The organism is Pseudomonas mandelii (assembly GCF_006438925.1).
Lineage (GTDB): Bacteria > Pseudomonadota > Gammaproteobacteria > Pseudomonadales > Pseudomonadaceae > Aquipseudomonas > Aquipseudomonas mandelii_C.
The window spans coordinates 29,966-45,343 of the sequence record NZ_RCZA01000019.1 but is presented as its reverse complement, the minus strand read 5'-3'; the positions used below and the strand labels follow the sequence as shown (position 1 = coordinate 45,343).

At 60.8% G+C, this 15,378-nt stretch carries 11 protein-coding genes; 2 read left to right on the top strand and 9 right to left on the bottom strand.

Annotation, left to right across the window (positions count from 1 at the left end; translation table 11 throughout):
* Nucleotides 1-8: 8 nt before the first annotated feature.
* Nucleotides 9-2,915: a sensor domain-containing phosphodiesterase gene (locus tag EAH74_RS30475; RefSeq protein WP_140683900.1), complete on the bottom strand. Its 2,907-nt coding sequence runs from the start codon at nucleotides 2,913-2,915 to the stop codon at nucleotides 9-11.
* A gap of 263 nt (nucleotides 2,916-3,178) precedes the next feature.
* Nucleotides 3,179-3,520: a hypothetical protein gene (locus EAH74_RS30470; RefSeq protein WP_140683898.1), complete on the bottom strand. Its 342-nt coding sequence runs from the start codon at nucleotides 3,518-3,520 to the stop codon at nucleotides 3,179-3,181.
* A 257-nt stretch (nucleotides 3,521-3,777) separates the two neighbouring features.
* Here EAH74_RS30470 and EAH74_RS30465 point away from each other — a divergent pair, with 257 nt between their 5' ends.
* Nucleotides 3,778-4,014, top strand: coding sequence for a hypothetical protein (locus EAH74_RS30465; protein ID WP_140683896.1), 237 nt, complete (start codon nucleotides 3,778-3,780; stop codon nucleotides 4,012-4,014).
* A gap of 820 nt (nucleotides 4,015-4,834) precedes the next feature.
* Here EAH74_RS30465 and EAH74_RS30450 read toward each other — a convergent pair.
* The 7 genes from EAH74_RS30450 to EAH74_RS30420 all read right to left on the bottom strand — a co-directional run bounded on the left by EAH74_RS30450 (nucleotide 4,835) and on the right by EAH74_RS30420 (nucleotide 13,873).
* A complete protein-coding gene (locus EAH74_RS30450; RefSeq protein ID WP_140683894.1) occupies nucleotides 4,835-6,151 on the bottom strand; it encodes an MFS transporter in 1,317 nt (438 codons plus the stop codon).
* A gap of 92 nt (nucleotides 6,152-6,243) precedes the next feature.
* The gene (locus EAH74_RS30445; RefSeq protein ID WP_140683892.1) at nucleotides 6,244-7,461 is read right to left on the bottom strand and encodes a fumarylacetoacetate hydrolase family protein; all 1,218 of its coding nucleotides are present in this window, start codon (nucleotides 7,459-7,461) and stop codon (nucleotides 6,244-6,246) included.
* A gap of 26 nt (nucleotides 7,462-7,487) precedes the next feature.
* Entirely contained in the window at nucleotides 7,488-8,546 is a 1,059-nt protein-coding gene (locus tag EAH74_RS30440; RefSeq protein WP_140683890.1) for an Ldh family oxidoreductase, read from the bottom strand.
* A 16-nt stretch (nucleotides 8,547-8,562) separates the two neighbouring features.
* On the bottom strand, nucleotides 8,563-10,143 hold the full coding sequence (locus tag EAH74_RS30435; RefSeq protein WP_140683888.1) for an aldehyde dehydrogenase (NADP(+)): 1,581 nt from the start codon (nucleotides 10,141-10,143) through the stop codon (nucleotides 8,563-8,565).
* Between the two features lie 36 nt (nucleotides 10,144-10,179).
* Nucleotides 10,180-11,727, bottom strand: coding sequence for a UxaA family hydrolase (locus EAH74_RS30430; RefSeq protein ID WP_140683886.1), 1,548 nt, complete (start codon nucleotides 11,725-11,727; stop codon nucleotides 10,180-10,182).
* 164 nt (nucleotides 11,728-11,891) lie between these two features.
* Nucleotides 11,892-12,854 (bottom strand): LysR family transcriptional regulator, encoded by a 963-nt coding sequence (locus tag EAH74_RS30425; RefSeq protein ID WP_140683884.1) that lies wholly within the window; start codon nucleotides 12,852-12,854, stop codon nucleotides 11,892-11,894.
* Between the two features lie 71 nt (nucleotides 12,855-12,925).
* Complete coding sequence (locus EAH74_RS30420; protein ID WP_140683882.1) at nucleotides 12,926-13,873, bottom strand: LysR family transcriptional regulator; 948 nt, start codon at nucleotides 13,871-13,873, stop codon at nucleotides 12,926-12,928.
* A gap of 101 nt (nucleotides 13,874-13,974) precedes the next feature.
* Between EAH74_RS30420 and EAH74_RS30415 the strand changes: the two genes are divergently transcribed.
* A complete protein-coding gene (locus EAH74_RS30415; RefSeq protein ID WP_140683880.1) occupies nucleotides 13,975-15,291 on the top strand; it encodes an L-fuconate dehydratase in 1,317 nt (438 codons plus the stop codon).
* Nucleotides 15,292-15,378: the final 87 nt, after the last annotated feature.

Below are 15,378 nucleotides of genomic sequence, written 5' to 3'. Positions count from 1 at the left end.
GCGATCCGTCATAAACCCTGGCAACCAACCAGCGAGCTCGCCAACAACGCCTCCAACCCCATCGGCTTGGCAAAATAATAACCCTGGGCCTGCCCTGCGCCGATTTCGCGCAGCAGGTCCAGGGTCGCTGCATCCTCGACACCTTCAGCCACCACACTCAGGTCCAGCGATTCGGCCATCCGCACAATCGCCCGGACGATCGCGCGACTGCGGGGGCTGGTGGTCAGTTCGAGGATGAACGACTTGTCGATCTTCAGGCCGCTGAACCGGTATTGATGCACATAGCTCAGGGATGAAAACCCGGCGCCGAAGTCATCGAGCACCACCGACATGCCGTTGTCGGCCAATTGCTGCATGGTCAGTCGGGCAATGGCTGGCTCAGCCACCAGCGCACCTTCGGTCAACTCCAGGCAGATCCGCGACGGCGCGACCCCGTGCCGCGCCAACAGTGCGAGCACATCACTGGCGAAGTCCGGGCGCGTCATGCTGTAGCTGGAGCAATTGACGTGCACCGGCGGCCAATTGGCGTGCCGGGGTTGTGCGAGGATCACTGCAATGCTGGTGAGCATGTACAGATCCAGTCGACCGATCAGGCGCAAGCCCTCGACATCCGGCAAAAACTCGCCCGGCGCGATCACCCGGCCGCCCGGCTGATGCCAGCGGATCAGCGCTTCAAGGGCCAACAATTCGCCGGTTTCGACGCTGACAATCGGCTGGAAATACGGCAGCAGTTCGTCAGTGCGTTTGAGCGCATTGCGCAAGGCACCTTCACGCTCGACCTGGTCCGAGACTTCACGGCGCACTTCCTGGTTGAACACCGCGTAGCTGTCGCGCCCGGCACTCTTGACCCGGTACATCGCCGCATCGGCATCACGCAACAAGTCGGCTGGCTCGTGATGGAACTGACTGTCGGCGCTGACAATGCCGATACTGCAGGACGAAAAAACCTGATGGCCATTGATGACAAACGGCAGGTCAAACGCCACCAGGATCCGTTCGGCGATGTCGATCACCACGTCCAGCGGTGCCTCAGGAGCGAGCACCGAAAACTCATCGCCCCCCAGGCGCGCCAGCATGTCGGTGTCGCGCAGACAACCACGCAGACGGTGGGCGGCCTGCCTCAACAGCAGGTCACCAAAATGGTGGCCAAGGCTGTCGTTGACCATCTTGAAACGGTCGAGGTCGATGAACATCACCGCCAGGTGCCCGCCTGCGCTGCCGAACTGCGACCAGGCCAGATTGAGGCGCTGTTGCAGGTAGGTGCGATTCGGTAGCCCGGTCAGCGCATCATGGGAGTTTTCGTGTTGCAACTTGGCATTGGCGTGATCGAGCTCGCGAGTGCGGTTCTGCACCCGGGCTTCCAGCATGAGGTTGGCAGCATGGATCGCTTCGGCGGCGGTGCGTCGCGACAACGCGGTGTCGATGTGCCGCGACACGAACGTCAGCAATTCCTGGTCACGCAGGGTATAGCGCACCTGCGAGGTATAGCTTTGCACCGCCAGCACGCCACGCACTACATCGCCATCGAACAATGGAATGCCCAGCCAGGAATAGGCTTTGACAGATTCATGGGCCATTGCGATTTCACCGTGCGCAGACAATCGGTCAGCTTCGCCTGCATCAATCAGGCAAGGTCGACGCTGACGGATAACGTACTCGGTCAAGCCCCGGCGTCCACGCCGTGCCTCCGGGCGGGTCGTCTGCCGCTCATCGATGTAATACGGAAAAGTCACTTCACCGGTCGCGTCGTCGAACAGCGCAATATAGAAGTTCTGCGCGAACAGCAGATCACCGACGATGCCATGCAAGGTTTGAAACAACTCAGCCATGTCGCCAGGCTGGCTCGACAGTTCAGCAATCTGGAACAGCGCACTCTGCAGATGTTCGGCGCGTTCCCGGTCTGCCACTTCCTGCCTCAATGCGTCGTTGAGTGCCGAAAGCTCCAGGGTGCGACGCATCACCGTCTCTTCCAGGTCCGCTCGGTGCAGAATCCGGTCCAGCGCCATGGCCACGTGGCGGGCCACCACCAGAAACAGCGCGCGGTCTTCAGCGCTGTAGGTACGAGACACGTCGTAGACCTGCATCGCCAGCATGCCGAACACCTCATCCGAGGCGTTTTTCAACGGTGCGCCCATCCAGAACTCGGGACGATCACCCACGCAGTAGAAACGCCCCTCAGCCTGGGCCGCGAGAATGCCGGCGGCGTCGATCAGCAACGGCTGGCCAGTGGTCAACACCTGGCCGGTCAACGACAGGTGCGAACGGTCCAGGTATTCGTAGTTCTCGGACTCCAGGGCATCAACGTCGATGATGTCAACGTAATACGGGTAGTCAATCTTGCCACTGTGCGGGTCATACAGCGCGAGGTAGAAGTTCTCGGCGTCTATCAGGCTGGCCAGCAGCCGGTGGACCCCCACCAGAAACACTGAGCGGTCGCGGGTCGAACTGGCCAGGTAGGTAATTTCATACAGCACACGCTGAGTAATCTGCGCACGGGCCAAGGTATTGGTCTGAACCTCAATGCCCAGGCGCTGGGCAAACTCGGCGAGCGTCGGGTCCGCGGCATCATCGACTGGCGCGAGTAACCAACCCAGCACACATTCGCCTCGACCGGTCGGCCAGCGGTGCAAGCGCCGGGTCAGGCAAAAGGCTTCAAACTCATCATTGGCAACGATTGACGGCCACTGCTCCAGGGCGTCGCCCTGTCCGACCAAATGCAGTTGTTCACCGGCGCGGTAAACCACCCACGCGGTGGTATGGGCCCAGTTGCGCGCCGAGTCCAGCAAATGCTCAATCGTGTCCTGGTTGCCGGCGCAGGCCATGCCGACAGTATCCAAGATCCCTTTAAGTTGAGAGACGACTTCGTCGCAATCGTTCGATTGCCACGGGGAGTCAGTCAATGGACGAACACTCATCAGCGCTCCCTGAGCCAAAAACCGGCGATACTCACTTACTGATTGCTAGCAATTTGCCGGCGAGCTTTCCGTTTAATGCTTATGGGAGTTTTTATCAATAGTTTTATTCGCTTAGTGCCAACTAAGGGACCAACAACGAGTTATTCGCTACTTGTTACCTTCGCCGACGAAAAAAAGCCCCGCCACCGAATGCGGTGCGGGGCGAAAATTGGTTGGTTGCGGCCAACCAAAGGAGCGCTGTGAGAAGCGTTTACGGGCCAGGGTCAGATGCAATCCTGCGCGGCGCGTTCAAAACTCGAAGGCAGGAAGTTCGAGGCCAGCAAATGTCGCTCGTAGATGAACACCTTGCCGCCGTTCCCGGCCTTGTAGGCTTCCAGCACGTTGTCCGCCGAGACCTTGCTCGGCACCACGATCCGGTAGCTGCGCTGGGTCTGCGAGACAGTCGGGTTCAACGCACTGCCCTGCAATTTCGGTATGACGCAGTCAGCGTATTGGGCCGGGGTCTTGCTGGTCTGCAAGGTCAGGGTCGGATCGTTCGGCGCGGAGGCACAACCGACGAGCAGCAAAGAGGCAAACGCCATGGCAGGCACGAAAAAAGGGCGCATCGGTCTCATCCTGAAAATAAAAGGTTCGGTTCAACAAGCAACGGAACTGCGTCGAACGTCGTCATTGCCATCGGGTCAATGTCTTGATCACGCAAATTTTTTGAGCCGCGTGTTCGATGGAGGTGATTTTCCGCCTACTGCCGACAAAGCAGAACTTGCGTTTCGTAATGGTCACTATTACTTCTAGCGATAGTTGCGCGCCGTGCAGACGCATGCACACTCAATCACAACCAGAAAAGATTGATGAGGATCTCTCCTTGAGAACATTTGACCTGATCCGTGACGCCGTTTTGCCCGATTTCCGAGACCGGGTGGCCGAGTACCTGACCCAATACGAAACCGTACTGTTGAGCGAAAACGCGCCCGACCCGGAGCTTGTACGGGCCACCGCCAATCAGTTGCGCGGCTATTTGCGCGGATTGAACACCACACGAGTGTTGGGCATGGCGGATTGGGAGGAGCTGGATCGCAGAGTGGTGAATACGTGGCTTTAGCCTCTGCGCGCGCACCTCAATCCAAATGGCCACCGCTCGATCACACAAAAAACTACTTACCGATATGCATAAGCGCAGTCCGCGACGGGACATCCGAAACATGGATGACACCAATGTAAGGATGAGCCATATCGACCACCAGAATCATCGCAGCAGCAATCGACAAGGCGCAGATAAGCATGCCCCCAATGACCGTAGGATTTGCCGGCGCATGAAGACCGAACGTCGCGAATAGCCAGGCCAGCCAGCAGGTCAGGATGACAAGAAACGCCGTAGGCAGACCCTCCGTAATTGCTCTCGACCAGAATCCAATGGGCTTCCGCCAACTGAGTGCTGACTTCCAGTGCGCGGGGTACGTGACTGCACTGCCAGGGGAGTGGGTTAATCCGATTGCGACTAATACCTAGTGACTATCGTGATTGACCTCGATGGAAACTTCCGGTCCAGCAGCAATACTCCACTCTGCTTCGAAAACTATTCGAGTATAGCGTGGGGCAATAAGTCATGAACTTAACCGTCTCCGAACTTAAAGCATCTCGATTGTCGTCAATCAAACGATGCCTTCGCCAGCCGTTACTGCATTTTTTAATCGCCGGTTTTGCGCTCTTTGTGCTGTCAAGATGTGGAGCGCCATATCGTGGCCACTCCGCATTCACACAGTGCGACAGGGGGACGGGCGACGATTGCTTCATCGCCCTCCTCCAGTCCGTTCGAGGGGCAGTTAGATAACGCTGCTCGACTGCCTCAACGGATACGTTGAACCACCGCGACCGTCAGCCTCCCTGGGCAGGTGCCGCCGGCCGCCGATGACTTAAGGCTCTTACTCGGTCACACCAACGATGTGCTCAGGTGCAGGCTCGGCATTACCGATCGGGGCGTTGAGCAGCAGGAAGTACGCCAGAGCCGAACACAGCGCCACCACCGCACTGATCATGAACGCGGTATTGAACGAACCCGAGTACTGGATGCTGAAGCCGGTGACGATCGGCGCGACGGAACCGGCGATGTAGCCGCCGAAGTTCTGGATCGAACCAAACGAGGCGACCCGGCGGCTGTCGACGATGGTATTGACGATCATCCAGGCCGTGGCGCTAGCCATGTTGATGCTGAACAGCGCCAGACACAGCAGGATGATGCAACCGGCAAGACCCGTGACATACGACAGCGGCAGGGTGAAGAGCGCAGCCAGCACCAGGCCCGTGATCACGCCGAATTTTCGGCTGGCCAGGATGCTCATGCCACGGCGCACCAGCAGGTCGCAGAAGCGTCCGGCGACGATGGTGCCCACCGCGCCGAAACCATAGGCCAGCGACACCAGCCATGCGGTCTTGTACAGGTTCAAGCCATGCTCACGCTCGAAGTAACCGGGCAGCCAGGTCAGGTGCAGCCACAGCATGTAGATCACGCCCATGAAGCCCAGGACCGCACCCCAGGTGCTGCGGTGCTTGAACAGGTCGAGCCAGCCGGCAAAGTAGGAGACCTTCGGTGCCTGCGAGGTGGCCGCTTGCACTTGGCGCTTTTTCTCGGTTGGCAAGGGCTTGCCTTCAGCCGCGAGCTCGGCCAGGTACCGCGCCTTGCTCTTGTAGAAGGTCAACCAGCACAAGGCCAGAACGATACCGATCGCGCCGGTAATGACGAACATTCCGCGCCAGCCGAAGTTGACCATGAACAGCGTCAGCAAGGGAGGCGCCAGGCATGGGCCCAGGCACGTCGACGACCAGACGATCCCGGTCGGAGTACCGCGCTCGTTGGCATCGAACCATTCGGACAGGGCTTTGGCCGCCGAAGGAAACATCGGTGCCTCGCCAATCCCTAGCAGTACGCGTAGGCCCATGAAACCGGAAAAGCTGTTGACCATGCCGCACATTGACTGAGCCACCGACCAGGCCAGCAACGAGGCGCCCAGAGCGATCTTGCTGCCCAGGCGGTCGATGATCAGGCCCATCGGCAACTGCGCAAAGGCATAGGCGATGGAGAAGGCCGACAACAGAATGCCCATCTGCGAGGGGCTGATCATCATGTCCTTCTGGATCGAGGTATTGGCGATCGACAGCGCACTACGGTCCAGGTAGTTGACGATGCCGATCAACAGCAGGAAGACAACGGTGATGCTTTGATACTTCTTCAGTGTGTTCATCTGATGGCCTTTATTATTGTTATTGCAGCGGTTTCAATGCCCGGTGCTCCTTCAACCGGTGACACACTCATCCTTGGGGTATGACGAAAAAATCAGGGCTGACGCGCCGTCACTGCCGCCTCGAGCAGGCCACGCCGACTCAGGCTCTCGATCAGCGAGCGCAGGCCGAAATTCCACTGCGGCGCCTGGTCGCTGGTGGTCACGCGGTTGCTCAAGGTGCCCAGTTGCGCGTTGCTGATGGCCACCATGTCGCCCAGCTTGTGGGTGAAACCGTTGCCCGGCTGGTCGCGGTCCTGCTTGGGGGCGAACAGGGTACCGAGAAACAGCACCAGGCCATCGGGATATTGGTGATTTTCGTTCAGGGTTTGCTGGACCAGGTCGAGCGGGTCGCGACTGATCTGGCGCATCGAACTGTGGCCTTCAAGGATGAAACCGTCCTGGCCTTCGACGCGCAAATCCACTTGCGCGTTACGCACGTCATCCATGTTGAAAGTCTCGTCGAACAGGCGCAGCAAGGGGCCCAGGGAGGTGGATGCGTTGTTGTCCTTGGCTTTGCCCAACAGCAAGGCGCTGCGCCCTTCGAAGTCGCGCAGGTTGACGTCGTTGCCAAGCATGGCACCCTGAACGGTACCGTTGCTCGACACCGCCAACACCACTTCCGGCTCCGGGTTGTTCCAGCTCGACTTGAGGTGAATGCCGATGTCGGCACCGTGGCCGACCGCCGACATTGGCTGGGCCTTGGTGAAGATTTCGGCGTCCGGGCCGATGCCCACTTCCAGATACTGGGACCACAAGCCCTGCTCCACCAGTACCTTGCGCAAGGCTTCGGCCTGGGCCGAGCCTGGGACGATTTGCGAAAGGTCGGCGCCAATGCGGCTGGCCAGGGTGTCGCGGATCGCATCGGCCTTGGCCGGATCACCCTTGGCCTGCTCTTCGACCACACGCTCCAGCAGGCTGGCGGCGAAAGTCACGCCAGCAGCCTTAACGGCTTGCAGGTCGATCGGCGCCAGCAGCCACGGCAAGTTTTCGTCGCGCAGGCTCGGGTCGCTGTTGCCCAGCAACGCAGGCAACTCGATCAGGGCCTGGGTCAAGGGTAATGCACGCAGATACGCCACAGGGTCAGCCACTTCAAGCAAGGCCGAGACGGTTGCCACATGGGCGCTGATATCGTGCACGGCGCCGGCCTTGACCAGCACCACTGCCGGCCCCTGGCCGGGCAGCCAGACGCGCCCGACCCAACTGCCGGTATTGAATACGGCGGCGTTGTTGCTCAACTGCAGCGGTGCTTGTGCTCTTGATTCGTTTGTCATGTCTGCACTCTTGTTGTCGTTGTCAGTCATTGAGAAAGTGCTGGAAGCTGCAACTGCCCGGCGCATTGGTTGAGATCATCGATCACCTTCTGCGACAGGCTCACGCCTTCGCGCAGGGCTTGCTCGCGCAGCTTCAGACCGGCCTGGCCAGGCAAACGCACCGGGCGCTCGGTGTCGGCCGGACGGCTGGCCAGGATCAGCTTGCTCAGGAACGAACTTTCGTCGGTGAAGGCTTCCAGCCCGCCGAAGAAGCGCGGGTCAATCACCACAGCCGTGGCCGAAGCACCCCACTGGTCCGGGGCGTCCTTGCGCCCGTGGCCGGCTAATCCCGAGGTCAGGGCCTCGACCAGAATCGCCAGGGCAAAACCTTTGTGGCCAAAGGCCTGACCGCCCAGGGGCAGGATGCTGCCCGGCGGGGTGGTGAAGAAGTCGGTCGGGTCGTCGCTCAGACGGCCATCATTGCTCATCAACACCGGGTGAGGCAGTGCGCTGCCGGCATCGCGGCACTGGCCGATCAGGCCCAGGGTTACGGTGGACATGCTCACATCCAGCAGGATCGGCTCGCCTCGGGTCGGGATGCCAGCGGCAATCGGGTTGGGCGTGTAGATCGGATCGATCCCGCCATGGGCACACACCAGCCCCACCGACGGGTCCGAGGAATACACCATCGCCACCAGGCCACGGTCAGTGAACGGCTTCAGGTAAGCGGCCAGGCAACCGATGTGCGAGGCACGACGCACCACCGCGATACCTATGCCCTGCTCCGTGGCGCCTTTGGCCGCGCAGTCCAGGGCTCGGCTGACACAATAAGGACCGAGCAGATAGTGGCCATCGAACAGAGCCGAAATGCCGCTATCCGAGACCTGCTCGAGCAACTGGGCACTGGCCTTGACCTGCCCTGTCAGCATACCGCCGATATAGCGGCTCACCAGGTTGAGGCCGTGAGTGCGATGGCCCAGCAATTCACCTTCGAGCAGTACCCGGGTCACCACCTGGGCGACTTCGGCATCAGCCCCGGCTTTTTCGAACAGTTGCTCGACGAACGTGGTGAGCGTTTGTACGTCGTAGTGTTTGGCTTCAGTCATGCTGGCTGTTCCGTCATCAATTCAAGGCGGCTGTGCTGTTCTTGCCATCGACCAGGCGCTGTATGCCCAGTGGGTTGGCGTTCTTCAAGGCATCGGGCAGCAACGCATCGGGCACGTTCTGGTAGCACACCGGACGCAGGAAGCGATCGATCGCCAGAGTGCCGACCGAAGTGCCGCGGGCATCGGAAGTGGCCGGGTACGGGCCGCCATGGACCATCGCATCGCACACCTCGACACCGGTCGGGTAGCCGTTGAGCAGCACTCGGCCGACCTTCACTTCCAACGCACCGAACAGGTGACCAAATGCGGCCAAGTCATCGTTGTCGGCCAGCAGCGTGGCCGTGAGCTGGCCACGCAAGGCCTCGACCGCGCGCAACAGTTGTGCTTCATCCGTGACCTGAACCACCACCGTGCAAGGGCCGAAGACCTCTTCCTGCAGCAGTTCATCCTGTTCCAGCAACAGGCTGATATCGGCCTCGAACAGCTGCGGCTGCGCCTGGTTGCCCGTTTGCGCGAGGCCGCTCAAGTGTTTGATGCCCGGGTGAGCAAGCAACGCCTGCAAGCCTTTGCCGTAGCTATTCAAGGTGCCGGCATTGAGCATGGTCTGTGGCGCCTGCTCGGCCATGTGCCCGGTCAAGCGCTCAATGAAAGTGCTGAACGCCGGTGAGCGAATCCCCAGCACCAGACCAGGATTGGTGCAGAACTGGCCACAGCCCTGCACCACCGAGGCAGTCAGTTCCTTTGCCATCTGAGCGCCGCGGCTGGCCAGGGCCTGTGGCAAAACCACCACCGGATTGATGCTCGACATCTCGGCAAACACCGGGATCGGTTGCGGTCTTGCCGCCGCCATGTCGCACAGGGCACGGCCGCCTTTTAGCGAGCCAGTAAAGCCCACCGCCTGGATGCCCGGATGCTTGACCAGCGCCTCACCGACGCCGGCACCAAAGATCATGTTGAACACGCCGGCCGGCATACCGGTGCGCTCGGCGGCACGGATCAGCGCTTCGGCGACCCGCTCGGCTGTCGCCATGTGACCGCTATGGGCCTTGAATACCACCGGACAACCGGCCGCCAGGGCTGCGGCGGTATCACCTCCGGCCGTGGAGAACGCCAGGGGAAAGTTGCTGGCGCCAAATACCGCCACCGGGCCAACACCGATGCGGTACTGACGCAAGTCAGGACGCGCAATGGGGGTGCGTGTCGGCAGAGCCTGGTCGATGCGTGCACCATAGAAATCGCCACGGCGCAGCACTTGGGCAAACAGGCGCATCTGGCCACTGGTACGACCGCGCTCACCCTGAATACGGGCGCTCGGCAGCGCTGTTTCCTGGCAGGTCAATGCGATGAAATCCTCGCCCAAGCCGTCGAGCTCGTCGGCGATGGCTTCAAGAAATTCCGCCCGGCGTACCGCGGGCAAATTGCGAAACAGCGGAAATGCCGCGCTCGCAGCTGCCACCGCCGTATCGACCTCCGCCAGAGTTGCCTGATGGAAAGCGCCTGGCAGTCGTTCGCCAGTGTGGGCGTCGACGCTGTAGACCAGGGTGTCGCCCAGCGCACTGCGCTGGCCGGCAATAAAGTTGTATCCGGAAACTTGCATGTACTTTTCGCCTCGTGAAGGTTGCAGGGCTGTCAATCAGGTCACGGCACCGATCTGCCAGGGCACGAACTCGTTCTGCCCATAACCGTGTTGTTCGCTCTTGCTGCGCTCGCCCGAAGCGATGCGCAGCATCTGTTCGAAGATGAAGGCACCGCGCTCTTCAATGCTGGTGGAACCGTCGGCGATGCCGCCGCAGTTCACGTCCATGTCTTCTTCCTGGTGCTCGAATACCCGGTTGTTGGTCGCCAGCTTGATCGAAGGTGTCGGCGCGCAGCCGTAGGCCGAACCCCGGCCCGTGGTGAAGGCAATCAGGTTGGCGCCGCCGGCGACTTGCCCTGTGGCCGAGACCGGGTCGTAGCCTGGGGTGTCCATGAACACCAGGCCCTTGGCCCGGACCGCTTCGGCGTACAGATACACATCCACCAGGTTGCTGGAACCGGCCTTGGCCACCGCACCGAGGGATTTCTCCAGGATGGTGGTCAGGCCACCGGCCTTGTTACCGGCCGAGGGGTTGTTGTTCAGTTCGGCGTTCATGCGCTGGCAGTAGTCTTCCCACCAGTGGATGCGCGCGATGAGTTTTTCCCCCACCTCGCGGCTCACGGCGCGGCGCGTCAGCAGGTGCTCGGCGCCATAGATTTCCGGGGTTTCCGAGAGAATTGCGGTGCCACCCGCCGCCACCAGGCGGTCAACGGCATTGCCCAGCGCAGGGTTTGCGGTGATGCCCGAGTACCCGTCCGAGCCACCGCATTGCAGGCCGACGATCAAGTGGCGAGCGCTGACCGGTTCGCGCTGCACCTGGTTAGCCTTTGGCAGCAATGCCTTTATCTGCTCGATGCCACTGGCGATGGTTTTCGAAGTGCCGCCTATGCCTTGGATGGTGAAGGCGCGCAACTGGTCGCTGGCCTTCAGACCCTGAGTCTCGAGCAGGCTCTCGATCTGGTTGGTTTCACACCCCAGGCCGATGATCAGCACTGCCGCAAAGTTAGGGTGAACGGCGTAGCCACCGAGCGTGCGGCGCAACAAACCTAAAGCCTCACCGCTGGGGTCCACTGCGCACCCGACGCCGTGAGTCAGCGCCACGACGCCGTCGATGTTCGGGAAATCAGCCAGCGCCTCGGGGTGGATATCCCGGCGAAAGTAATCGGCCACGGCCCGGGCCACAGTCGCCGAGCAGTTCACCGAAGTGAGAATGCCGACATAGTTGCGAGTCGCGACGCGGCCATCGGCACGCACGATGCCCTGGAAAACGGCTTCGGTGCCTGGCATGGCGTGGGCATCGACGCCGAAGGCGTAGTCACGGGCAAAGTCGCCCATCTCCACGTTGTGCACATGCACGTGGTCGCCGGCTTCGATGGGTTGCGAAGCAAAACCGATGATTTGCCCATAACGGCGCAGCGGCTGGCCCTGCTCCACGCGTTGGCTAGCGACTTTGTGCCCGGAGGGAATCGGCTGGCGCACGGTGATTGCTTCGGCTTCCAGGCTCAAGCCTTCAGGCAGGGCCTGGCGTGCAATCAGAACGTTATCCAGGGGGTTAAGGCGGATCACGGCAGCGTCGCTGGTCCGGGTTCTGGCAATCAGTTGCATGGGACCTCTCAGGGCAGTACGGCTGTCTTCTTGTTATGGCGTCGCCCTTTCTGTGAAGGGCGAATCTGCGATAACTGTATGGACCCTGCCTGAACATTCCCAATGAGATGATCCGATCAATCGATAACCTGGCGTTATCGAATTGTCTTATTGACCGTCGTTAATCAATCAGTCGCCCCCTCCTCCTCCCGTCGTTGGCGCGCGAAATCGAGCAGGATGTCGGCGAATTCCCGGGCAGAACCGGTAAGCGGCTCGTCCTTGCGGGTGATGATGCCGTACTCCAGTGGCGCCAGGCGCAGCGGGGTCTGCAGCTCTTTGAACTGGCCGCTGTCCAGCTGCGCCGCCACCATGGATCTGGGCAGCATGGCGATCAACGGCCCCGAGTGCAGCAATTGCAGGAACATCTGCATGGAGATGGTTTCGACGCTGTCAGCCGGAGAGGCGATGCCCGCGGCCTTGAAGGCCAGTTCCAGGCGATCGCGAATCGGCGTACCGACCGGGTACAACACCCACGGCCACTGGCCCAGCGCTTCAAGCGGTGTGCAGTCCAGCTCGTTCAGCGGATGGCTGCGGTTGACCACCAAGCTGAAGGGCTCGGGCTCCAAGGGCTCGAAGTCGAAAACCTGGCTGTAACGCTCTTCGGTAAAGCGGCCAATCATCAGGTCGAGCTTGTTTTGCTCAAGCATGGCGAGCAAATGATCGCTGGATTGCTCCACCACTTCGATCGACAGCAAAGGGCTGCGCGCCTTGATCGCGACGATGGCTTCGGGCAGCACCACCGAGGTTGCCGCGAAAATCCCGCCCACCTTGAGAAAGCCATGGCCGCCTTTGCGCAGGCGGTTGACCTGGTCGACGAACTTGTGTGAATCGGCCAGTGCACCCTGTGCATAGCGCACCACGTACTCGCCAAGCTCCGTGGGCGGCATGCTGCGAGGCAGACGCTGGAACAGGGAAAAGCCGAACTGCTCCTCCAGGTCGCGCAGCATCTTGCTCAAGGCTGGTTGGCTAAGGTTCATCCGTATCGCGGTGGCGTGCATGTTGCGCGTGCGCGCCAAGGTGTCGATCAGTACCAGGTGCTTGAAACGCACCCAATTGCAGAAGCTGGAATGGGTAATGTCCGACGGCATCGGGTCAGCGCCTCGTTAAAGATGGAATGCAGTGTCTGTCAGTTCATCCGCCCGAACAGACGAAGTCAAAGCTATTGCCCCCGCAAATACTGCAGCAGCGTATTCAACGCCACCGACCTTGGCCGCGAGCGCAAGGTCAGCAGGCCAATGTTGGCCATGGAGATCGGCAGCTCGACCGGCAGGATAGCGACCATGCCATAGCGCGCATAATGCTCGGCCACGTCATTGGGCACCACCGCGATCATGTCCGAAGCCTCCAGCATTGCGGTGGTCGCCAGGATCGAAGCGGTCTCAACAATGTCCAGCGACTGCACCAAACCGCCGGTCTGCAGGGCCGTTTCCACTCGACGGCGCATGGGGCTGCCGATGGGGTGCAGAATCCAGGTCAAGGTGATCAGGTCGGCCAACTGCAAGGGCGAAGAACCCGCCAACGGGTGACCCGCCCGGGCAATCACGCGCATCTGCTCGCCGTTTTCGAACAGTTCGATGTCCAGGTCCTGACTGTCGCTCTGGTCCGGCAAGCGCCCCAACACCACATCGAAATCGCCGCGCAGCAACGCAGGCAGCAAGGTATCGCTGGTACCGACTTCTATGGAAATCCGCACCTTGGGGTGAGCGCGTTTGTACGCCAGCACAGCATTGGTCAGCAGACTGGGCACCGGCCCCATCACGCTGCCGACGCGCACCAGTCCCGTGGCCCCGCGCGCCAGTTCCGCAATCTGCGCCTGGGCATGCTCGAACTCATGCACCGCGCCTTGGGCGTAGCGGATCATCACCTCGCCATAAAGGGTCGGCTGCATACCGCGCGGCAAGCGTTCGAAAAGGCGCACGCCGAGGCGCTCTTCGAGTTGCTGCAACAGCAAGCTGGCGGCCGGTTGCGTGGTGTGCATCGCCGTGGCCGCCCGGCGCAGGTTGCCGAATTCACCCAGGGCATTGAGCAAGGTGATCTGCCGGCTGGAAATTTTCAGGGCGCCGAGGTTACGTGGCGTGAGCGTGGGGACTTCTGGATTTTCATACATATCAAATCCGGTATACATACTTAGGAAACCGTGATTATGCATGTATCGCTCGGCGACCTACAGTCGAGTCTTCCTAAGGTCACCAAGAACAAAAATCCATCATGAGCATTCGAATTACTCACCTGAGCGTTCGCGACATCCGGTTCCCCACTTCCCTGTCGCTGGACGGATCCGATGCGATGAATAGCGCACCGGATTACTCCGCGTCCTACGTCGTGCTGCACACCGACGCCCCTACCGGCGTTGAAGGCCACGGCCTGACGTTCACCATCGGCCGTGGCAACGAGATCTGTGTGGCGGCGGTGCAATCCCTGGCACCAATGGTGGTCGGCTGGACCCTGGAAGAGATCATTGCCGACATGGGTGCCTTCTGGCACAACATCACAATGGGCGACAGCCAACTGCGCTGGCTGGGCCCGGAAAAGGGCGTTATACACCTGGCCACTGCTGCCATCGTCAACGCTGTCTGGGACTTATGGGCCAAACACGAAGGCAAGCCCGTGTGGAAGCTGTTGGCCGACATGACGCCGGAACAACTGGTGCGCTGCCTGGACTTCAGCTACGTCACCGACGTGCTCACACCCGAAGAAGCCATCGCCCTGCTGCTCCGCCAGGCGCCGGGCAAAGCCCAGCGCGAGGCGCAAATGCTGCGCGAAGGCTACCCCGGCTACACCACCGCGCCGGGCTGGCTCGGCTACAGTGAAGAAAAAATGCGCCAACTGGCCCGAGCCGCGGTCGAGGATGGCTGGACCCACATCAAGCAAAAAATCGGCGCCGATTTGGAAGAGGACATCCGCCGCGCCACTATTCTGCGCGAAGAAATCGGCTGGGAACGCAGCCTGATGATGGACGCCAACCAGGTCTGGGGCGTCGATGAGTCGGTCGCCAATATGCGCCGCCTGGCGGCTTTCGACCCCCTGTGGATCGAAGAGCCGACCAGCCCCGACGACATACTCGGCCATGCAAGCATCCGCCAGCGCATCGCACCGATCGGCGTCGCGACCGGTGAGCACTGCCACAACCGGGTGATGTTCAAGCAGATGTTCCAGGCCGGCGCACTGGACTTCTGCCAGCTGGACGCGGCCCGCTTGGGTGGTCTCAATGAGGTGTTGATCGTGCTGCTGATGGCCGCCAAGTTCGACGTGCCGGTCTGCCCCCATGGTGGTGGTGTCGGTTTATGCGAGTATGTGCAGAACATCGCCCTGTTCGACTACATCGCCGTCTCGGCCTCGCTGCACAACCGTGTACTCGAATACGTCGACCACCTGCACGAGCATTTCCTTGATCCCGTTGTGATCCGCCGCGGCCGCTACATCCCTCCCCTGCGCCCGGGCTATAGCATCGAAATGACCGCTGAAACCCTGGAGCGTTATCAGTACCCCAACGGACAAGTGTGGATCGATATCGCCCGCACCTGATCGCCACGCCGAAGCAGCCGGCAAAAAAGTTTCGACGATTACGCCACGGATACCAATCCGGTGCGCGTAGAACGGTCTTGATCAACG